General features: G+C 38.0%; 18 protein-coding genes. 1 reads left to right on the forward strand and 17 read right to left on the reverse strand.

What is annotated here, in order from left to right:
* Window position 1: 1 nt before the first annotated feature.
* A complete protein-coding gene (locus ACFRAE_RS10880) occupies window positions 2–2323 on the reverse strand; it encodes an alpha-L-rhamnosidase C-terminal domain-containing protein (protein ID WP_422797186.1) in 2322 nt (773 codons plus the stop codon).
* A gap of 8 nt (window positions 2324–2331) precedes the next feature.
* The gene (locus ACFRAE_RS10885) at window positions 2332–4068 is read right to left on the reverse strand and encodes an alpha-L-rhamnosidase C-terminal domain-containing protein (RefSeq protein ID WP_422797187.1); all 1737 of its coding nucleotides are present in this window, start codon (window positions 4066–4068) and stop codon (window positions 2332–2334) included.
* A gap of 131 nt (window positions 4069–4199) precedes the next feature.
* Between ACFRAE_RS10885 and ACFRAE_RS10890 the strand changes: the two genes are divergently transcribed.
* Entirely contained in the window at window positions 4200–4547 is a 348-nt protein-coding gene (locus ACFRAE_RS10890) for a helix-turn-helix domain-containing protein (protein WP_422797188.1), read from the forward strand.
* A 27-nt stretch (window positions 4548–4574) separates the two neighbouring features.
* Here the strand turns inward: ACFRAE_RS10890 and ACFRAE_RS10895 are convergent, their stop codons facing one another.
* The 15 genes from ACFRAE_RS10895 to ACFRAE_RS10965 form a co-directional block, all read right to left on the reverse strand.
* Window positions 4575–5018: a DUF4304 domain-containing protein gene (locus tag ACFRAE_RS10895; protein WP_422797189.1), complete on the reverse strand. Its 444-nt coding sequence runs from the start codon at window positions 5016–5018 to the stop codon at window positions 4575–4577.
* Window positions 5019–5096: 78 nt separating this feature from the next.
* On the reverse strand, window positions 5097–5471 hold the full coding sequence (locus ACFRAE_RS10900) for an RHS repeat-associated core domain-containing protein (protein WP_422797190.1): 375 nt from the start codon (window positions 5469–5471) through the stop codon (window positions 5097–5099).
* Between the two features lie 862 nt (window positions 5472–6333).
* Window positions 6334–9138, reverse strand: a complete 2805-nt coding sequence (locus ACFRAE_RS10905; protein WP_422797191.1) for a family 78 glycoside hydrolase catalytic domain — start codon at window positions 9136–9138, stop codon at window positions 6334–6336.
* Between the two features lie 26 nt (window positions 9139–9164).
* Complete coding sequence (locus tag ACFRAE_RS10910; RefSeq protein WP_422797192.1) at window positions 9165–11021, reverse strand: beta-L-arabinofuranosidase domain-containing protein; 1857 nt, start codon at window positions 11019–11021, stop codon at window positions 9165–9167.
* Between the two features lie 407 nt (window positions 11022–11428).
* Complete coding sequence (locus ACFRAE_RS10915) at window positions 11429–12784, reverse strand: alkaline phosphatase family protein (protein ID WP_422797193.1); 1356 nt, start codon at window positions 12782–12784, stop codon at window positions 11429–11431.
* 5 nt (window positions 12785–12789) lie between these two features.
* Window positions 12790–14001, reverse strand: a complete 1212-nt coding sequence (gene eboE / locus ACFRAE_RS10920) for a metabolite traffic protein EboE (RefSeq protein ID WP_422797194.1) — start codon at window positions 13999–14001, stop codon at window positions 12790–12792.
* Complete coding sequence (locus tag ACFRAE_RS10925) at window positions 13988–15169, reverse strand: 3-dehydroquinate synthase (protein WP_422797195.1); 1182 nt, start codon at window positions 15167–15169, stop codon at window positions 13988–13990. The genes eboE and ACFRAE_RS10925 overlap by 14 nt, the downstream gene beginning before the upstream one ends.
* Window positions 15170–15184: 15 nt before the next feature.
* Complete coding sequence (eboC, locus tag ACFRAE_RS10930) at window positions 15185–16054, reverse strand: UbiA-like protein EboC (RefSeq protein WP_422797196.1); 870 nt, start codon at window positions 16052–16054, stop codon at window positions 15185–15187.
* Window positions 16055–16069: 15 nt separating this feature from the next.
* Window positions 16070–17050 (reverse strand): TatD family hydrolase, encoded by a 981-nt coding sequence (locus ACFRAE_RS10935; protein WP_422797197.1) that lies wholly within the window; start codon window positions 17048–17050, stop codon window positions 16070–16072.
* The gene (locus ACFRAE_RS10940) at window positions 17035–17904 is read right to left on the reverse strand and encodes an EboA domain-containing protein (protein WP_422797198.1); all 870 of its coding nucleotides are present in this window, start codon (window positions 17902–17904) and stop codon (window positions 17035–17037) included. Before ACFRAE_RS10940 ends, ACFRAE_RS10935 begins: the two co-directional genes overlap by 16 nt.
* Before the next feature lie 47 nt (window positions 17905–17951).
* Window positions 17952–18749, reverse strand: a complete 798-nt coding sequence (locus ACFRAE_RS10945; protein WP_422797199.1) for a 3-keto-disaccharide hydrolase — start codon at window positions 18747–18749, stop codon at window positions 17952–17954.
* A 15-nt stretch (window positions 18750–18764) separates the two neighbouring features.
* Window positions 18765–19925 (reverse strand): Gfo/Idh/MocA family protein, encoded by a 1161-nt coding sequence (locus ACFRAE_RS10950; RefSeq protein ID WP_422797200.1) that lies wholly within the window; start codon window positions 19923–19925, stop codon window positions 18765–18767.
* A 19-nt stretch (window positions 19926–19944) separates the two neighbouring features.
* Window positions 19945–20982: a sugar phosphate isomerase/epimerase family protein gene (locus ACFRAE_RS10955; RefSeq protein WP_422797201.1), complete on the reverse strand. Its 1038-nt coding sequence runs from the start codon at window positions 20980–20982 to the stop codon at window positions 19945–19947.
* A 26-nt stretch (window positions 20983–21008) separates the two neighbouring features.
* Window positions 21009–22220: a hypothetical protein gene (locus ACFRAE_RS10960; RefSeq protein WP_422797202.1), complete on the reverse strand. Its 1212-nt coding sequence runs from the start codon at window positions 22218–22220 to the stop codon at window positions 21009–21011.
* 21 nt (window positions 22221–22241) lie between these two features.
* Entirely contained in the window at window positions 22242–23306 is a 1065-nt protein-coding gene (locus ACFRAE_RS10965; RefSeq protein WP_422797203.1) for an aldose 1-epimerase family protein, read from the reverse strand.
* Window positions 23307–23310 lie beyond the last annotated feature (4 nt).

Here is a 23310-nt window from a genome sequence, read left to right on the forward strand (position 1 = left end):
ATTAATAGGTAGATTGAATTGACCAAGTTCCAGGACTTAACCATAAACTTTGATCATTAATTTGGTATTGATAGGATTTCCCTATCGAATTATTTAATTTTTCATTTTGTATCAATGCTTTCTCATTGATATTTACTGCAGCTAATTGCTTCTTCGGAAGATATAGTTTGGCCTTACTTCCTGCAGGCACTACAACTTTGATCAACTGGCTATTGGAGTCTTCCTTCAAATGGATTTGAATCTCACCAATCACCGAGGATACCTGAGCAGAAGCCTCTTTTAGACTGCCCAATTGCGGATGAATTGCAAAAGTTTTGTAGCCTGGACTTAAGGGTTGAATCCCACAAACTTGAGAAGATAAGATAGTTAATCCACCACCACTCCAAGCATGGTTCACTGTACCGCCCCCAAAACCATCAGCTCCAATTCCCCAACCTTCAAATAAGGTAGTAAAATAGTCGTTATTCACCATGGGAGAAAAACGTTTTTTATGTCTTAATAAAGCTTCAGATGGTAACTGCATGTTAAACATAGCTTCAAAAACATATTTTTCCATATAAGGGCTAGCATGTTCTTGTTCCGATAACACCTTTTGTATGGCTGCATATTGGTCCTCCTTGGCAATACCTGCCAAAACAGCCAAAGCATGTACACGGTCATCCGTTTTCTCCTTATAATCTGGATCTCGGTATTCCCCGTCCTTCCAAAATCTTGCATTGAAGGCCTTAGACATCACTTCCATTTCCTGTTTAAATTGCTTCGCATCTGCAGTCTTACCTAGCTCCAAGGCCATTAGATAATTACCCTTAATGGCTAAATAATACCAAAGATTGTACAATAACAACATATCTTTATTGTGTCCCCAATCTCCCCACTGCCAGCCTCCAGCTCGTAATTTCACCAAACCATCCGGATACTTTTCCCATAGCTTCAAATAGGTTTGAATTTTAGGGTATAAATCCGACAAAATCTTTTTATCACCTGTATGCATATAATAGGTCCATATGCCATAATAGCCTATCGTAGCTAAGACCTGATCTGGCAACTCCTTATCCCAATTTCCTGCTGGTGCTGGAGAAAAGATAGCCCCATCTTGCTTTTGCCAATTCACCACCTCATAGAGCCATTTTTTGGCTAAACCATGTGATTTCACATCCAAGGCATAAAATGCCTCTTCCGCCTCTAACACCGCATCTCCAGTCCACTGCGCACGCTCCCTATCTGGACAGTCCATATAGCTATCACGCATGGTAATGTATAAGGTACGTCTTGCTTTTTCCCAAAGTTTATTAAAAAATGGATCATCGGAATGGAAGGACCCTGTAAACTCGGTATTATATCCTGTTTCACGATATTTAATCGCTTTGAAGTTGACCTCTCTTGGTGCTATCAAGTATAAATAATGCCCATTAATCCAACCTGGATTTTCATAGCTTTGTACTCCATCCTTACTAATGTATTCGGCTCGAATATTCTCCGCAGATCCATTGTAAATTAAATAATTATCGGTCAGGAATTTCACCAATTGACCCGCAGGTGCATCAATCTCTACATATGGCGTAAATTGCATGTTATAAGGCAACTTACAAATTAACGTATCGCCTCTTCGAGTGATATCTTCGTTACGAATACTCTTTAATCCAAAATCTTTAAATAATGGTATAGAACGTTTATGCAATTTATTCCATGGCGCTATACCTTCTACACCTAACTCCTGTGCTTCTTGATAATCCGAAGCTTTAAAATTAGGTAAATACCAATCCGATTCTCCCAATCGTGCATCATATAAGATGTTTGATTCTGGTAATCTGAAGTTAGGGATTGGATCTGCTGCCGTACGGTATTCTTTCTGACGTTTTACTTTCCAGGACTTATCACTGGAAAGCGTCAAATTCTCCGCTTTTAAATCAAAAAATAAACCTGCTTTTCCACTACTGTTATGCGAAAATCCATGTTTTCCAAAATACCAAACTTGAATAGCAATATGATTTTCCCCTTTTTGCAAATAGGGACCTAAATCCACCTCATCGTAATAGGTATCTTGCGGATTTGGCCCTCTTTTTAAGCCTCCTTCAAATACAATTAACTTTCCATTTACATAAAGCCAATACTTACTATCTACAGCAATTCGAGCAAGTGCTTTTTTAGGTGGCGTTTTAACCTCAAAGGATTTACGATAAGCAGTCCAAACGTTTACGCTGTCCTGCTTATCTAAATTGGCACTTATCCATTTGGCTTGCTTGGTTTGCGCAGAAAGTTCCGCAGAGCCTCCGATTAGTGCAACAGCCAAACAAGTAAATAACAATTTCTTTTTACCAAACATCCTTTTTATTATCTTATTATTTTAATCTCTTTAGGAGCATCAATTTCAGAAACAATTTTACCGTTTGCATTTTTTGTATGTTTCACACGGATAACCCCATATTTGGTCGGAAATGTTCCTTCCACATAAGTTAAATTTCCTAAGTGAGGTCTCACTGTATATGCCTTACCACCTGCTTCTGCAACTTTCACACCCAAGACGTGCTCAGACAACCAGCTTGTAGGTCCCGATGCCCAGCCATGTGCTAAACTATGACGATGTCCAACATAACAATAAGCACCAAAGTCACCGTGTATATCTACTTTTCCTGCCGGAACCAGCTCATCTATACGGCTTGCATTTGGCAACCATTCCATGTTAAAATCTTCCCAAAAAGAAGTAGCACCTAAGTCAAGCATAGCTCCCCAATATTCCGAGATAATATCCATTGCTTCAGTGTATTTTCCAGCTTTAGCCATCGCCTCTAACATGTAATAACCATAGAAAGTAGAAAAATTCTTAGCACCACCAACTTTTAACACATCATGATATGCTTTGTCTTTATCCATTAAACCTACTAAAGCCATCAAAGAAGCTGCTTGTTTTGAGTTGTTATGTTTTGGTTTTACCTTACGCATTTGCACAATTGCATCATCACATAATTTTTTGGTAGCTGGATCATTCAAGAATTTACTAATTTCAGAAGCCTTTTCTAATGCCAATATGGTCATCGCTTGTAAGCCTGCATGTACTGCCAAACTATCTTCACTGGAAGGCCAATCTAAAAAGCGAGTACCATCCATTTGTTCTTTACCATTCACGACTTTACCCAAGATCTGTTTCACTAGACCTTGTAAATAAGGCTGTTGCTCTTTCAAATACTCCAAATTTCCGTGCGCCATATACCAATCATAATGCAATACAACCCACCACATGGAATACGTACTAATACCACACATCCAACTACCTAGCGGCGTAGACTCACGTGCTAAATCCAAACTTTTTGGAACCACTTCGTTATATCCAAAAACCGTATTTACTGTCGCTACTTCTGGGTGTAAATCACCAACCCAAACTAAACGATCACGTTTAATGCCATCCCACAAATAATCTTGCATATTCAGATGCACGGTATAAGCTCCTACTTCCCATATTTTATTCAAACGCTCATCACTGGATTTAAATGTTCCTAAATAAGGAATATCACGGTAGGTAGAAATGGCTCTAACCTCTCTTAAATGTAATTCTGCTTTAGGATCTAAAAAATCAATACGAGCAAATCTAAAACCAGATTCACCAGTTTGATTTTTACCCAACCATGGCAATTTCATATCAAAATCACGCATCGCGTGATCATTTGTAGCACCTTTATCTCCAATGTTAGACATGGCCTCACTTACAGATTCTCCTAAGCGAATTCTGACATTGCGTGCCACGTTGCCACCGCCCCACATGCCTGTTACTATTTCAAGAGCGCCGTTCAATTCTTTACCAAAATCCAATAGAATCGATGAAGTTCCGCTTTCTCCATTTTTCAATATAACGATGTTATCATTAGTCAAATTTGCTTGACCATTACCTGATTTCATTAAATTCTCCGATTTTTGCACATCCCCTTCTTTCCAGATAATTCTAGTTGGATACACATACTCCCTGGTCAAAGCACTGATATGCTTGTCCCCATCACTCAATTTACGCTGCGCAAACCCCGGATTTGCCACTAAGCATAAAAGAAATAAGCCAATTATAGATAGATTATGTTTCATACGTATTTGTTAGGTTTATAATACTTCAATAATTTCTAAATATATCAAAGGCTTTAGGAATTACTATCCTGCGCTTACATGGAAAAATAAATGATAGACATCAGATCTGAGAGATAAGAAAACATTCAAAGATGATTAACACATTAAACATCGGAAGCAAAATAAGCACCCTCAGAAAGAAAAAAAGATGGTCGCAGGGCGATCTAGCAAAGCAGAGCGGAGTGTTCAGGGAGATGATCGGGAACTATGAGCGTAACGCCAATACGCCCTCCATTGAGGTATTGATAAATCTGGCGAAGGTCTTTAATGTAAGCGTAGATTACATTATCGGAGAGGGCGAACTGGCTGCCCTGGACAAGGAACTGCTAAAACGTATCGAGGACATTGAAAAACTGGACGAAGCCACTAAGCAACACCTGTTTTTCCTTATTGATAACATTATCCAGAACTACAAGACTAAGAAAGCTTTTAATAAATGACAAAGCCCCGGAAGTCCGGGGATTTATTTATTCTGGTAAATTAAAATATTGTTTGACAACCAAAGGGATATTATTTAGGTGAGATCGTTTCTTTAAATCTTTTAACAAATCTGCTTCTATATTCACCGACTGCATTTGTACAGCTATCTTATCTGTAATAAGCTTCTTTAACTCTGCTAACCTTTGGTCTGTCGGTATCTCTGTTTCAAGATCAAGCAAATCGGTTATCCTTTTTTGCTCTTCCTTCTTAGTAGATGCCAAACGGTTTTCAACGTGTGTCGTTGTAGTAAGATCAAGACCTTTGATTATGTAGCCGTAATTAATATAGAACGCATTGCTATAATTCGACTTCTGTAAATTAATCAGCTTAGAAAGCTCACCACCGTTCAACACCCAGTTGTTGCCTTTCCGTTTGAAACCAAGTGGAACAAATATTTCATCCAAGAGTTTGATTAAATCCTTTTTCTCCATTTACAAAGTTTTAATAGGTATCCAAAACCGTTTTCCATGTTCCGCCATATTTCTGTTGAAATAGGTTCTGGTATTTGTCTAAAGATCTCCATCATTGAAAACGGCAACAACATTACCCTCTTCATCTGTTTGAGTAGAAGGAGGCATTGCCCACGTTCCGTCCGGGTCGATAAAACGTATCGGATTGTTAAAAGCATAAGTATACGGTGACCACCGTCTGCCCTGCTCCGCCAGCGGATCCACAACATTCCACCTTCCGATTTCAGGGTCATAGAACCAAGCCCCGTAATCCAATTGATCCCCTAATTCCTGTTGAACTTCTTTCCCATTATAAAGATACTTATTATTTCCCCCTATTGAAGTCGATTTTGTCTTTCCAAAGGCATAATAATCCTGTTTCTGTACAATCAGTAAGGTCGTATCCGACGAGCCCTTGCTAATTACTGCACGCACGTTACCCAGATGGCCCGTCAACTAATAATGATAAGTATAAACACCAGCAGCATGCTGGATATATCCATCAGGAATACTGACCCGCTCTAAAGCAACTGTACTGCTTAAGTTTGTACGGACATACTCCAAATTTCCGATATAATCCCAGATCGTACTAACTCCTGAAATTACGGCTGTTTTTCTCCTGTACCATCATAAAGCTAGTTGACAATTATACCTGCCTTGCTAACTGTTTTGGGAAGATTCAATATAGGGTTGCTTTACCCTGAATGTGGTATGTATAAAACGTTATGGAAGTCGTATCTCTCTTTAAGGTTTTGATAAGCCCTATCTTTTTGAATAGTAAAACCCTTCGAAGTAGCTAAAAAATTTCAAATTTTTCCATCGCTCTGTTTTCAAATTTTCTGTGATATACAAATTCTGTTTTTTAGTCTTTTGATAACCTCCCATTACACCACAACATTGCCTGCATAGAAAATGGCTTGAAGAAGCTTTCAGCTACCCCATTAATTTAACAATTACCCTTACTACTCATGCTCTTTAATAGACTAATTTCTTCCATAAAAGCTTGATCACATCACATACATATTTAATTTCTTTGCAGCAATGAAATATCTAACCAATTTAAGGCATTAACAATAATATGGATGAAGACCAAGTCTTGCAAAATGCCCAAACAACAAGTTTACGATCGGCAAAATCTATAACAGGAATAAGGTACATCCAGCCTGAACCAATCTATATAGAGGTAATATTTTCAATCCATTTTAGTGATAATGTTTCTGCTCAAAAAAACTTCAAATTAAAAAAGGCGCCTCTATAAGGCGCCTCCAAATTCATCAACAAAATTAAACCCTGAGAATTATTCAAAAGAATAAGTCCCAGATTGCACTTCATATACTTTTAGCCCACCATCAGCAGGTAGTTCTTTAACATATTTTTCGTATTTACTAAAATTAAGTTGTTCATTCTTTCCAATTTTCACTAAGGCAATCGAATTAACTGGCACATGAATATTCATGTGCAGTTTACCGTTTGTTCTTTTCCATTCCGAATTAATTTTCCCAACAGGCGAATCAAAACTAGCTTTTACCCATTGTAAATCTGTTTCTTGCGTCAATGGAGGTTGAATAATAAACTTGGTATACCCAGGTTCAGCAATTTTAATACCTGCCAAACCGTCCATAGTCCAAGCACCAGGATATAAGTAGGAACTGTGCAATAAGGAATGGCCTGGAAGGTCTTTTTCCCACATCTCCCAAAGAGTCGTTGCATCATTATCCTTCATGTATCCCCAGCTAGGGTATGTCTTTTTAGAGGTCATGCTATAAATAAGGTCATTTCTTCCACTTTCTCTCAACCATTTAAACAACAATGCACCTCCTGTAATTCCAGCATGAATATGTCCTTTACGAACCACCATAATCTCATGCTCCAGGCTTTTGATTACACGATCTTTTTCATTTGCAGGAACAACCTCCGCTAATAATGCAGCAGCCATATTCGTCATAGAACCTTCTACATAATACCCTTTTTCTTGATTAAAGTATTTTTGATGTATCGCTTTCGACGAGCGATCAGCCTGATCTATCCATATCTTAGCTTGTTTTTCATCATTGATTAACAAGGCTATTTTTGCCGCTGTACGCAAATTAAATACACGGTAAATATTATTTAAACATAAGGTCTCGGGCTTATCATTATTCATACCCTCTGCAGTCGCATTTGGCCATAACCAATCTCCTAAGAAATCCCAAGTACCTCCGAAACGCTTCATTAAATCTTTTTCCACATGAGCATCCAAAAAGGATAACCAATCTTTCATCATCTGGTAGTTTTCATGTAGAACCTGCTTATCACCATACTGTTGGTACATGAAATATGGAAGAGTAACCACAATACCTCCCCATGCAGGACCACCACCACCCCAATAAGTAGGTGCGGTATGTGGAAGAATACCATTATTTAGGATACGTCCACTGGTAACTTGCTTACGCGCATAATTCTGATCACGCATATTGCCTACCATTGGTTCTGTACCCTGAACATCACGCCAATCTTGCATCCATTTCGAATAAAAATCACCCAATTGGTAATTTAACATCCCTGTTTCCGTCGTGGCATGTGCATCTCCACCATAGCCCATACGCTCACGTTGTGGACAATCCACAATAAATCCTCCGATAGATAAGTTTTCAAAGGTCCATTTTATACGATCGTGCAACCAGTTTTGCAATTCGTCATTACTCTCAAAAGTCGATGCATCTTGAAAATTAGTCCGTAACAACCAGCCTTTAACATCCGTCAAAGCCGGCTTTTCCTTTAACCCTTTGATGGTTATCCAGCGACCAGAACTGTAATTAAAACGGTTTTTGAACTCTCCTACCCCAGATTTACCAATGATAAATGCACTATGTAAACCAAAGGTAATATCATCTTGTTTACGTTCGGAGTATAAAAATTCAATTTTATCACCCTCATTGCCTTTCACCTTTACACTTGTCCATCCAGCAAAATTAACCCCCATATCTACGCGGAAGGAACCATCAGGGCGCTCTTCAATAGCTACAGGATTAATTTCTTCCTTCACGGCTGTACCCACAGCATTTTGAGCAGAAATTTTCAACTTTAATAAATATTCATTAGCAGATTTCCAATCTTCATCAGCATAAGCCACTGTATTCCAATCATCCTCTCGTTTACGGTCATCCCATAACTCACCACCCATCGCTCTGAAATCCCAAATTCCTGTTAATTTATTTGGAGAATTTTTAATTTTCCATGATTTATCTGTCACTAAACTTAAGATTGGATTTTCCTGACTCTTAGGGTCTTTATTTGCATACATGTTCACTTGTGCAGTAACCATTGGCATTTGAGGTCTTGATCCATCGACATCATATCCCGCAAATATGGACCATGAAGTCCCCAACCAAATCCCTATCACATTTTTACCTTTTTTCAAGTAAGGAGCTATATCATATACCACATAGCGGGCACGTTTTGTATGATCGGTAACATTTGGTGCCAATACTTCATCCCCTATACGTTGTCCATTGACATACAATTCGTGGTAACCTAAAGAGGCTACATAGATATTAGCCTTTTTTACTGCCTTTTGCAGTTCAAAAGTCTTACGAAACCAAGGATCCCAAATCGTATTATTACCGTCTTTTACTGCAAAAACATCCGTACCACCTATCCATTTTCCTTTCCATTCCTGGTCTTTTAATAATCCCGTTGTCCAATGTGCAATAGGACTCCAATTGGATTCTGCTCCTTGTTGATCTTTTACAACAACTTTCCAGTAATATGTTTTATCGGAATCCAATGCAGGACCAGCATATGCGATCTGAGCCATGGCCGAAGAATTAACCCATCCCGATTCCCATACATCAGCCTCATTACGCTTAATATTTTTTTCTGAACTAGCCACCAAAATACGGTAGGCCGATTGTTTTAAGCCAAATTGATTCTCTTTTTGAGCCAATAAATTCCAACTAAACCTAGGCTTGATTATATCAATACCTCTTGGATTTACTAAATAATCAACTTTTAAGTTTTGGGGAATAATGACTGACTTGGCCTGAAGTGATGTATTTATCAACATCAAACAACAGAATACAAAAAGGGGAAAACGCATCATTCGTTCTTTCAATTTTATCATGGGTTATGGGAAATTATAATTCGCTATTATTTACTTTTATTAATTAATGCAGGAAACCAAGTTTGAATTAAGCTATTCTCTTTACTGTAACCTGCAGATGCGTAGTCACAAAGCATAATGGAAAGGGGTTGAGCGCCTTTTTCACTATAGGATTCAGGCAACAACTCCGCTTGGTATTGCATCCAAACTTTATTCGTCGGATTTACTTCGGTTAATTTTATAGTATGGTCTTTTAAATTCAACGGGTTTAAATTAATTCCTACAGGAGCTGCTTCTCCAAATGCTGCATCTCGCGCAAGTACGATGGGTCCACGCATAATCGCATAAGACTTAAACTCATCCCCAATTTCTTCCCAACGTCCTTCCATTTCTAAGTTCAATTGTACCTCATCGGTCTGTTTCCATTGACGATCGATCACATAATATGTTCCTGCCTTTACTTCATCTTGTACTTCCGCGCGGTTTAATGCTACGCTTGTCTGCTTACTCCAGGATGGTACCCTAATTTGAACAGCCGTAGAAATTGGCTTTTTGCTACTTAGTTTCACACGTACAGCACCAGATTTAGGATAATCCGTTTGTATAGCAACTTGAATTTTTTGCTTATTCACCTCTACTTCATATGTTCCGGGAATAAAATAATTTATTTGTATCCCTTCTTGCCCAGCAGTAACTGCATAAAATGGCCATAAAAATAAGGCTCGAGGACCAGAAGCCTCACAACAATTCAAACCCATACCGCATTGCTCTGAACCCGGTAATCGTTGCCCATTTAATGGTGTATATTTTGCCCATAGTGCCCCATCATAACTCAAGGAGCCTAATAAGGCGTTGTAATAGGCGGTTTCAGCCGCTTCTGCAAATTTGGAATCTCCTGTTAAGCGAAACAATTGTAAGCTTAATTTGATCCATGTTACCGTCACACATACCTCTTGAAAATGATGTATAGGTTGTGCTTGTATCGCTTTTCCGCCAAACCACATTTCGGTAGATGCTCCAGAGCCCGCAATATTTATTTCCGTTAGGTTGATGTTTTCCCAAACATTCAATACCGCTTCTTTGTAATTTTCTTTTCCTGTTAAACGGTATAATTCCAATAAACCCTCATAACAAGACATCATTTCATAGGCCTTTTGTCCCTGTTCCCAGCTATACCAACTTGTTGGTTTTGGAAACCGTGATGCTACATTTTCCGCACTCTTTTCAATCAATTTTGGACCATCTTCACGACTCCATTGGTTAACTATTTGTTCGGCAAAATCCAAGTATTTCTTATTCTTAGTTTTCGTATACAGCTGACACATGGGTTCCAAAATGGAAGATGCCGCCATACCCCGATAATTACCTTTAGTCACAATAATACCATCCACTTTGTCCAAATCATCCATTAAACTTTGAGCAAGTTGTTCTGCAGCTTTCAATACTTTTTTATCTTGTTTTAGCTCATAGAAGGCTAATAAACCTAGCATACAATACTTCCTTCCCCAAATATCCCATTGCTGCAAGCGATGCGTATCGGCATAATTACCAATATATCCATCGGCAGTTTGATATTCAATCAATCCATACACCGCCTTTTCCAAAGTCTCATATAACTCCTCAGAAGGTTGAAATTGGTAAGCCAAAACAGCTGAGGTAAACCATTTACCCCAAAATTCCGATTGCCATTGATGAGTTTCTGTTCGTTTTGATGGATTGAAAACCTCGACCAATCGATTGAAGTCCTGAGCCAAAATGCGATTTTGAATGGAGGATTGTAATCGATTTTGGACATAGCCCTCTAAATGAATTTTTTTTACCGGATTTCGTAAATCAGATGTAGGCTGTGCAAATACAGAAAAACTAGCAATAGCACTTAATAATATAAATAATACTCTTTTCATTGGATGATGGTATATAGATCTCCTGAGATTTAAAAAATCTCCTGTTTAATAAGGTTTCTAATGCAGATTGATTAGTTTCTAAATTTAAGAAAACTAAGCAAATAAACCTCAATTCTTCCGTATTATCCGGTCAGGACAGTGCATGGTAGTGGCTCCTTTTCTGTTGTTTTAAACGCATCTCCTTCGGATCTCCTGCGGTACTGACACGGATCTGGCATACTCAATTTCGAATGATATCCGAGTGATCTACGAATCTGATACAAATCATTTGAAAGCAAATAATTAAAAAAACAAGCCGTCTAACGCAGGAAATCACCTCAATTGACCCAATAAAAAAAAGGCATTGGAAATTCCAATGCCTTTATATTTTTAATTAAAACCTAGAAATACAAGTAAAAATTTTAAAACTAGTTTTTAAAAATCTTGTCTAGTATCAGTTGTTTAACCTGTGTTGGATCAATCGTTTCTGAAGAGTTTTCATTGGCACCAATCCAAACCGGGAAGTATTGTTCTTCACAAGAAGGAAGCCCATGAGATCCTTGTACCAAACTCGCATCCAAAGGTGTAATATCCAAGACCGCTCTTAAGCCTATTTTTTTAAGCAACAGTTTAAAAATAGCTCTAGATTTGGAGGTCATAAACATCTCCACTGGATCATAGCCTGGTTTTTTATGGATATCCACCATACGCGCATAATCAGGCGCTTTTGCATCATCCTCCCAAAAGTAATAGGTAAACCATGCATTTCGCTCGGCTAATAGTACCAGATCACCAGAACGCTCATGATCAATTCCATACGTTTTTTGACCCGCATCATCTAAAATCTGAGCAATGCCCGATTGATTCGCTAACAAGGTTTTCACTTGTTGCTTTATAGCCTCATTCTTACAATATATATGCGCTATTTGATGATCTGAAACCGCAAATGCAGCAGATGCTGCTGCGTCTAACAACTCCAGACCACGCTCTATACGAATATCTAACAAGTTTGCTTGACGAAGAATTCTATTGATATGAATGGGTTGATTTACGGGTGCGATTCCATATTCAGACAGCAAGATCACTTCGACATTATTTTTTTCGAAATGATCAATCATGCTTTGTACCAATTGGTCAATTTTTTGTAATTCGGGAATTACTTTTTCCTCTTCAGATACGAACTTTTGCAAACAGTAATCCAAATGAGGTAAATAGATCAGATTAAGCGTAGGCTTATAGTTATCCTCTACATACAATGCCGCATTAGCAATCCATTCCGAAGATACGATATTAGCATTAGGCCCCCAGAAACTAAATAGTGGGAATTTTCCGAATTTTTCAGTTAATTCATCGCGAAGAGTTGATGGGTAAGCATAACAATCGGGCATCTTTCGTCCATCGGCTAAATAATTGGGCCTAGGGGTAACCGAATAATCGGCATTGTTATACATATTATACCACCAAAACATCTGTGCACAGGTAAATTGAGGATCTATTTTTTTAGCTGTATCCCATATATTCTCTGCTTGCACCAATTTGTTGGATTGCTTCCAAAATTTAATTTCTGATTCTTCATAATCAAACCATCCATTACCCACAATGCCGTGCGTAGAGGGCAATGTACCTGTTAAGTAGGTGGTTTGAGCAGAAGTTGTTACGGCTGGTAGAATGGGTTTAATTTTTTTCAACCCAAAACGATTAATATATTGTTGAATATTCGGAGTATGTTTTCCAATGACGGAGGAAGAAAGTCCTACGATATCAATAACGGCTATTCTGTTCATGGTAATTATTTAACGAGATCAATTAACCAATTAATCTCACGAGCTATAGAATCCTGAATAGGTGCTTGCAAATCTTTCGGCAATACCCCCCAAGTATATGTTTCTACTTCAATATGATTTGTTCTTGATTTCTGCTTGTGCAGAGCCATAACGGTTTTAATATCTTCTTGGGTAGAACCGATGAGACCATACTGTTCTAAAAATATTGGCACATGAAAATGACTTCTCCATTCGACATGTTGGGGGTCTTGGAAATAAGGTAAAGCCTCTGGTAAGTCTCGATATTTTACAAAAGAACCATCCTCTAGTTGGGCAATGACTTGATGTAGATAGATTGGCTCATCAAACTGTTTTAATACTTTACGTTGTTCTTCACGTTGGTCTGAATCCTGATTTAACTTAATTTTTAAGGCTGCACTAACTTGAAATTTTCCAATTCGAATACCTTCATCTTCAAAGGTATTCATCATCTTTTCATGTTGCTCGTATTCCAAAGCAAAATGACATACATCATAACAAATACAGATATATCGATTGATGATTGATTTTACTTGATCCTGATCAAAGTCGTTTCGTTCCTTGAAATATTCCAATGCCTTTGGAAGCAAATGATCCTTATACCAAGTTAAAAATTCAGTAGCATCCTCTAAAACTCCATCAGGCTCAGGCTCTATGTCCAAATGCATATATTTACCGGTTTGGACCTCCTGTTGATATAAAAAATCTGCTACTTGAATAATATGTTGCGTAGCCTGATTTATCATGCTGTTCCAATCTTCAGTCCCTTCGTTAAACCAAAACCGATAACTGAGCGGCGATGTGGAGATTCCTCCTTCCTGACCATCTTGTAAAAGTTTACTTAATATCTGGAACAATGTTATGGTATATTGATACCGTTCTTTGGTCGTCCAATCGGGAAAGTGCACTTGGTCCTTAACCCGATTTTGATGAAAATCTCCAAATGGAAAACCATTTAAGGTAAAAACATAGATATTTTGGCTGTGTAACCAAGTTTTCAATTCTTCAAGAAGCAATGGATTGGAAAGATCCTTAGCCGCAGCATTTGATATTCTAAGACCTAATCCGAATGGTGCATCAGGACAGACCTGGGCTTTCACTAATGGAACATATTGTTGTAATTGTTCAAAATGGTCCTTCCAAGATTCACCAGAATGAATATTGCTGCAATATGAATAGTGGGTATTAGTTAATTTCATTGATTTGTTGATGTGTTTCTTGAAAGTTCTGCAAAAAATCCAATGTTTGTAAAATTAATGGAAAGTCTAAGCTATGGTAGTCTTTACCTTTTCCTAATTTCTCCAACAAAACAATGGTTAATCGACCACCTAAATGCTCTTGAAATTCCAAAAGCCCTGTCAATAATTGCTGACGTGTGGATTCACTGTCTAAAATAGGATGATAAATCGGCAATCCTAATTGTTGAATTAACTTGACGATGCGCACTGCTTCTTCCTCTGAAATATTACCAATTAAATAGGAATAAATGACATCTATTGCTAGCCCAATTGCAACAGCTTCACCGTGCAGCACTTCAAAATTTGTCAATTGCTCTAACTTATGAGCGCTCCAATGACCGAAATCTAAGGGCCTAGAAGAACCCAGTTCAAATGGATCTCCATTTCGAATATGCGCTAAATGTAAATCTGCACAGCGGTAGATTAATTCTTTCATTTCTACTGACGAACGAAGAGGCAAATTAATCGCTTGCTCTTCAATCCATTCAAAAAATGGAAGATCTTTTATTAATGCAACTTTGATAGCTTCCGAAATCCCCGCTAACCAAGAACGGTTATCTAATGACTGTAAAAAAACAAAATCATTGAATACGGCTACTGGAGGCGTAAAATTTCCTAGAAAATTTTTCTTGCCTTTGTAATTGACTGAATTTTTAACACCTACTCCAGAATCGTTTTGAGATAATACCGTCGTAGGTATGCGAATATGTTTAATACCACGATGGGATACCGCAGCAGCATAGCCTACTAAATCCAAAATAGCTCCTCCTCCAATCCCTATCACATAGGAATGTCGATCAATACCATATTGATCTATCGCCTCGATAATAGAAGCTAAAGCACTTGGATCATTTTTGCAGATTTCTCCCCCCTTAAGGATTAAACAAGGAGTTTTGGCTTGAATGGCATCAATTTCTGCAAAATACTCCCGAATTTGACTTTGCAAATTGACATGGTTTTGCGCAACAGCATCATCAATAACAAAAAGAACTTTTTGCTTGAAATAAGGATTACCTCGAGCTTGTAAAAAATCTTTTAATAAATTATTTTCCAACGCAAACAGATGCGCTGTAAAGTGAATATCGTATTCATAGTTAATGGAAAACCGTTGACTAAGTACTTGGTTCATAATCGTAAATTTTTATTAGGTTACGGCAAATTTTTTAGCCAAATAAATGGACACTGGTAGAATAACACATACGGCTAAAGCTAAGTATGGAAATCCTGCAATAGCAATCCAACTGGCATTCATTAAAATTAAAGCTAAAACACCAAATTTAACAGATTTTCTGATATCTGGAGGTGCTAAACTTTTCAATGCTTTTTTTAATGGGGTACCGATTAATAAAATAAAAGCCAAAAGAAAAGCAAATGCACTATAATGGCCAAAATGAATGGTGAAACTAAGCATGGTCAGTAAAACTAAACTGTATAAGCCTACAGAAACTAACATCGCTGTTTTATTATTACCATAGACTTCACCACGGCTGATATTAGTGACTGCTGCAATGTATATTACTGGAACAATTGCCACATACCAATACTGAAGAGATTCTGGAAAAACGGCCATTCCTAGCAGTAAATTAAGACCACGGCAAGCGCCCATGCAAATAGGCCCTAAAATAAAATGGTGTTTTGCTTTACCATTATAAACTAAACACATCATCACAATGAGTATTGCGATTCCTAATGCATAATCATTCAGACTCCCAACAATCAAACATCCAGCAGTAAATGCCATAGTACCTAAGATTACAGCGGCAAACTTCGGAACTCGACCAGCTGGTATTGGTCTTTCAGGTCTTTCGATTTGATCTAATTTCGCATCAAAAACATCGTTAAAAACAATACCTCCTGTATACAATAACATACTGGATACTGCAATAAGTACCAAAGTATAGGTATCTGGCAGATTTATTTGCAAAAATAAACCTGCTAATGCTACTCCAGCCATCACATCGGAGATAGCTGTAAGCACATTAGCAGGTCTTATCAACTGCAACCAAGCTTTCATAGCTGCAAGTTATAATTAAGAAATAATAATGGAATCCTTGTTTAAGCGAGGTTGTTGACCTCCTCTTAGGATGGTATTGCCTTGAAATTTAGCCAATGGATCCGCTTGAAGTGTCTGATTTAAGCTTTCCAAATCCAAATGATTAGCGACTTTAAATGCCTCTAATGCATTGGTATAAGTAACTTTCTCCACGTCCTTGCGATCTATCCCCATCTGCAACATCAAGGCAGCCGTTTTAGGTACAGCTAAGGGATCTGATATCCCCCAGTCTGCTGCTGAATTTACCATAATATTGGCTGATCCATATTGCTTCACAATATCGACCATCCGTTCATTTCCCATTTTAGTGAATGGATAAATGGTAAATGCAGCCCAAAAACCCCTGTCCAATACGTCCTTTACAGTCTCTTCCGAATTGTGATCTATAATCACCATTTGCGGATCAAGACCATGTTCTAAAGCGATCTCCATACTACGTAATGTACCTTTGGTTTTATCACGATGTGGGGTATGTACTTGTACTGGAATATTGGCTTCTTTGGCCAACTCTAATTGTGCACGATAATACTTTTCCTCCGCAGCCGTTTGATCATCAAAACCAATTTCTCCAATACCCAATACTCCCTCTTTATAAATAAAATGAGGTAATATCTCCATCACTTGATCTGCTAAGGCTTCATTATTGGCTTCCCGTGAATTTAATCCAATGGTACAGAAATGTCGAATACCAAATTGTGAAGCTCTAAAGCGTTCCCAACCTATTAAACTGCTGTAGTAATCCTTAAAGGTATCTAATCCTGTTCTCGGTTGTCCAACCCAAAAGGCTGGTTCTATAATTAATAGAACACCAGCATCAAATAAGGCTTGATAATCGTCAGTAGTCCTAGACACCATATGAATATGAGGATCGACAAATTTCATCCCCTTAATAATATCCAAATCTAAGGGCATAGGTTGCCCCATCTTCTTTATATCCCTATTTAAATCTGTACACATACATTTCTGTTTTTAAATCTTTCCAACAAGTCTTCTGAAAAAGGAATAAGCGCAAGCTCCTGGTTTAGGCTGGTTAACTGTTCCTTTTCAACACTTTTTACATTATTCTCTTCTAATATATAAAACAGAATGGAGCCCTCCAAACTGTCTGAGCAATTGTGAAATTGCTCAGATAATATGGATAACGCCCTTTCAGGGAGATTATTTTTTGCTAAAAGCCAAAGAATAGGATGAATGTTTCTTTTGGCGGAATGTCTTTCATAAATATAATCTACAATGGCTGTAGCCAAGTTAGGATTATTTCTTTCAAACAATCCAGCGATTTTTAACACGTTCTTACTCGTAAAAAAGCTTTTAAGGACCATTTGATTCCAAGCTTCTTCATTTAAATGCTCACTTGGGAATTTATTTTGTTCTATAATCGCTTCTTGCACCAGTCCGATATTATTTCGAATACCTTCTTTACAACGCTCAATCCATCTGGAAGGATAATCCAACACATTCAGCGCGGAATATAATGCCACCAACTCTTGCATGTCTGCATAATCAAAAAGTTGATTGATGAATTGAACATAAGATTCTTCTTCATCCTGGATTAAACTCAACAGATATACTCGGGCCAAACGTAAGACCGTCCAATCTTCAATGATCAGGTTTTCAGAATCTGAAACCTGCATTTGGATTAATTTTTCTTTGGTAGATAGACTAAGCTTTCTACTTAATGTGGAAAAAATACGAACAAAATGTGTTTTGTATTGTTCTTTTATTTGCTTTTCACATGTATTTAGGTAATCCCTCTCTTCGGCATTGACCGATTGGATCAATTGCGCTATTACCTTACTATTTAAATTCATTGGTTCATCAATTTTTACCTGACTTATATTTCGGCTATAAGTTAAGGTTATTTTTTGATTTTTATTTTCATGTCCTTGTACTCTACTTTCATTGGAGGTCCAACATGCACTTGCATTCCTAGTAAGCCTTTAGCTTTTCCATTAACCGTATCGTTATCGATTACTTCACTAATTAATACCCCATTAATGTAATGCGAAAGTTTATTACCTTCTGCAATGATTTGTATTTCATTCCAATCTTCATCTTTCACAGCCGCTTTTAATTCGTCTGCAGTCGCAACGGTATCCACAACTTTTAAATTCGTCCATGCATTTCCTTTAGATTCTGCAGGAATGCCTTCTTCAATTTTCAATACTTCAGCACGTTGACCACGGTAAGCTAATGTCGTACGATTGCGTTCTTCATAGTTCTGACCTGTATAATTATTGTTTCCATCGATATCCGCTTGATAGCCTTTCAGTGCGAAAGGAACTTCGGTAAAGCGCTCACTACGGTAGTTAATACCACTGTTCCCACTTTTAGAGATTCTGAATTGTCCTTTTAATTCGAAATCACCTGTTTCACCGCCACCCCAAATAATAAAGGTATTATTTTTTAAAGGCTCCGCATCGGCTTTGATCTCGCCAGTCAATACTCCATTAGCCATCGACCAAATAGCGGTATCACCTTCCCAACCACTTAATGAATTGGCATCGAACATGGAAATAAATCCATCTTCTACTTTAATGGAATCCGAAACTTCTTCTTTTCCATTTGCATTGGAATTTCCTGCGTTACAAGAGATTAATAACAAGGAAGCTGCCATACTTAGGCAGCTGTATTTTACAGTTTTATTTAATTTCATAATGAATAGATTGATTTACTTGTTTTTCCAATCAACTTGGGTTTCTTCCCAAGTTCTATTTTTTGCAGAAAGTAATACCGCTTCACATACCTTTTGCGTTTCATACGCATCACGAAACGTAGGGTGACAGTCCTCTCCTGCTTCAACACTTTTTAAGAAATCTGCTACTTGATGAACAAAAGAATGTTCATAGCCGATAGTTAATCCTGGTACCCACCATTTGTCCATGTATGGTTGATCACCATCGGTTACATGAATAGATTTCCAGCCCCTAACGGTAGATTCATCCGCATTATTGAAAAAATCTAAACGATTCAAATCGTGTAAATCCCACTTCAATGAACCTTTTTCACCATTGATTTCAAAGGTAAATAAAGCCTTATGCCCACGAGCATAACGTGTAGATTCAAATAAACCTAATGAACCATTTCCAAAATGACAGTGAAAAATACAAGCATCGTCAATTTTCACTTCTTGCAGTTTTCCAGTTTCTTCGTGCACACGTTCTTTCACAAAGGTTTCAGTTACCGAAGAAACATCTTTAATGCCTCCATTTAGCCACATCGCCAAATCAATACAATGCGCTAATAAATCGCCAGTTACCCCTGAGCCAGCCGCTTCAGCATCCATACGCCAAAAAGCGCGTCCACCTTGAGGTAAATTTTCATTAATCGTCCAATCTTGCAAAAAGTTGGATCTGTAATGAAAAATCTTGCCTAATTTACCACTATCAACGATTTGCTTAGCAAGTGTGACAGCTGGTAGTCTTCTGTAGTTATACCATACTGTATTTTTTACGCCATACTCCTCAATAGCTTTCACCATTTCTTCCCCTTCTTCTAAGGTTCTAGACAGAGGCTTTTCACACAAAACCATCTTGCCAGCAGCTGCAGCCGCAATAGCAATTTCTTTATGCATGTTATTTGGAGTACAGATATCTACAGCATCAATATCATCTCTAGCGATAAGTGCTTTCCAATCCGTTTCATAAGATTCATAACCCCATTGTTCGGCAAAAGCTTTTACTTTTTCTTCACTTCTTGAACAAACTGCTTTTAAAACCGGTGTATATTCTAAATCTGGGAAGAAATTAGGTACTCGCTTATATCCATTGCTATGCGTTCTTCCCATAAAACCGCATCCTATTAATCCAATTCTTAATTGCTTTTTTTCCATCGTAATTGCTAATTATATGTTATTCTGACCAGCCATGATTATCTCTCACTTTGATTAAAGTTTCCAAGATAGAATTCCAAGTTTCTTGTTTATGCATCACTTCATTCGGGAACATACATCCATCCCAACAAATGTGATTAAATGCTTTGGTTAATTTACCTTGATCATCCCTTAACCAATATCCTGCATCATGCGCTACATCTAAGCGTCCGTTAGGATCGGTAGGAAGACAATGTCTACCTGTTTTATCGTGAGAACCTGAACCAAATACAGTTCCATCATTCTGAGCCACATGAAAATCTATAGTCCAAGGTCTTAGTTTGGAGGTTAAAAACTTCAATCCACGCTCTAATTCTTCCCGATCATCCCATTGGAAATCTGGTTTAAGAATACGATCTTCTGGTGCATTTGTACCTAGTAAATACATAAACGTATGGGACATGTCCGCTTGAAAACCAATATTATCGCGTTCTACCATTTCTAAAGTTTTCAACATGGATTTCCAGCTATGCATGCCTCCCCAACAAATCTCACCTTCTGCAGCTAAGCGCTCCCCATATTCAGCAGCAACATCGCATGCTCTACGGAATGTATCTGCAATCAACCGGGTGTTTTCCTCTGGGTTTTTCGCCCATGCTTCAACGCCAGAAGCTGAATCTATACGGATCACATCGGAGGTACGTATGCCTTGCTTACGCAATTTATAACCGAACTCACAAGCTCTTCTTACTACATCGACAAATTTATCACGGTCTGCTTGGGAGCCCATGGCTGAGCCACCATCTGGTGGCCAAATTGGAGCCACTAATGTGCCTATTTCTAAGCCATACCCGCCTATTTTATCGACTACCGCACTGATGTTATCATCTGAACTATCAAGCTTAACATGAGGCTCAAAAAGCCCAAGGTCAACACCATCGAATTTAACTCCATTGACATTGGCATTGGCTGTTTTTTCTAATAATTCATCAAGGGAAACAATAGGCTCATGATCCCCTTTACCCACAATCCCTGGCCAAGTTGCATTATGTAATTTTGGAAAATTGTTATTGCTCATCTTTAAAGTTTTTATGGTAAAAAAAATTAACCTTCTATTGTTAAATCTGGATTATTAGGTCCAAAATGTTTTAACATCACAATTGGATCTGTTTTTGAGTGATTGGAAATTACCACCCCGTTTACAGCAGCCTCTTCTGACACGAAATATTCATCGTATGTCAACTGACCATAACGAATTTGAGAAGGCGTTTCTAATGTAAAATCATTGATTTTACCATAGCCTTGCATCATGATTAATCCATAGGCTGCGGCATCTTTGATTGTCACTGTTTGCCCTGGTAATACGGTTAATTCTTTGGCACTAAATGCAGTAGACTTATAACAAATCCATTTCTCATTGTATCCTGCGCTTTCCATAACTTGCTCATCAAGCACAGGTACAGGTTTCATAAATCTATTTTGCATCATATTAGGATCTACATTTAAATCCCAATCTATGATATCCATCAATCCATCATAATTTCCTTTTTGATCTTCTGGTAAGCCTTTCCATAATAATTCATCTGGAATAATCGCTTCATTAACCAATGATTGATACATGGCAAAAACATCAGAAGCTTTTTGAGGCTCATAGGTACACATACTTCCAGGAGCATGTAATAACCCTGGAGGAACATCCCAACCGGTTCCCGGCTCTAAGCGATAGGCTTGTGAATAATTAGTAATCTTATTATCTCCTTTAGTGAAATTTTCAAGACATTCTTTGATGGTTTCTTTCGCTGTACCTGGTGCGATTCCAATAAATGTATAAGGGAAATCACCTCCATGATTGTTTAACTGAGGTGGGAAATAATATGCCTCAGGTTTTCCTTGTTGACCAATTAACGCAGCCTTTTCATCGTTGTGATGAATATGGTGTGGCAATGGCCCCATATTGTCAAAAAACTTAGAATACATAGGCCAACTTTGGTATTCATCCCATATACGGTCTCCAAGTAATCTTCCTTTTAAATGTTCTACGAAATCAGACAGTAAAATTTGTTCTGTTTTTCCATCCTCCTCGTATACTACAAAACTTAATCCTTCAAATTCACCAGTCAAAGGGCCATTTTTCGCAGGTGTGGTCGAAGATAACCAACGTTCATCAATTCCACCACGTTCTCCACCTAACACATAATAATCATCTGGGTGCAATTTAATTCTTCTACCAGGTACACAAAATGATCTTGGCACCCAATTCGGAGCCAATCTCAATACCCCTTTTCCTTGTTCAAAAGCCTTTTCTATCTTTTCCATTCTAAGTTTAATTTTAGTAGCTTAATATTTGTTTAAAAATTCTTGAACCTGAGCAGGTTCTGTCAAAATAGTTAATTGTAATTCGTATGTTTTTTTCTCTTGCGGTTGAAGAATAATTAACTCTTTACGTTCTCGCATGAGTTTTTGGCCTAGTGGCGGGTTAGTTCCTGGCTCTAAACCAGTCACATATTCCCCTTTACCCCAATGTTGCCAATTGGTTAACCAAGGCAATTGTTCTTTTTTAAATTGAAGCTGAACAGCGAAACCCAACTTTTCATTGTAGATTCCGCAGTGGCATAAACCATCATCTTCCACCTCGACATTGATTATTGCAGCCTCTTCGCCTCCAGCAGCGTGATCTTCGCGTGGGGCTTGACAAACTTTATAATCCTGTCCTTCTTTGAATATTTTATTCGCATCGCCTGTTTCTCTAGACTGCCATTCGCCATTCCATAATAATCGAGTTCCAGCATCAATTAAGGGCCAACCAAAATTGAAGTGATACAAGATCATGTGCGGGGCAACTGTGTTTCCGATGTTTTGAATTTCATCTTGGATATAGATCGTTGGTTCACCAAGAAGACAACGTATAGTCCGTTTTAATTCCAAGCTATACCCTAATGGGTGACCTTGTTTAATCACCCCAGTAATAGCCATTTCCTTATCATTCGAGAATAAATTCGGTTGTTTGATTTGGGTAATTTCCGCAGGAGTATTACTAATCAAATCATGTAAACCTCTTTTTCCGTATTCATCTTCTTCTGGTCCTCCAACATGGGTTAATCCACAAGTCACTAACAGTCCGCCTGAAAATGTGCGCAACCAATCAATACCTTGATCAGACAATGGTTGAGGTGGGGTTAGTCCTAAACGACTAACCCAACTCAAATTATACTGATTATAAGATGCATCTACAATATCCATGGCTCGATCTAACGCAACTTTAAATCGTAAACCTGCGCCAGTATTGACCCAAGCAATACGAGATCCACGGCCTAGGCCATTGTCTAGTGTAGAGGTTTCTATCCCTCCGACTTGCGTCACATGCGATACTTTGTCTTGCCAATCTTGATTAGAGAAATACACCTTA

This window comes from Sphingobacterium sp. HJSM2_6, assembly GCF_049316305.1.
GTDB lineage: Bacteria > Bacteroidota > Bacteroidia > Sphingobacteriales > Sphingobacteriaceae > Sphingobacterium.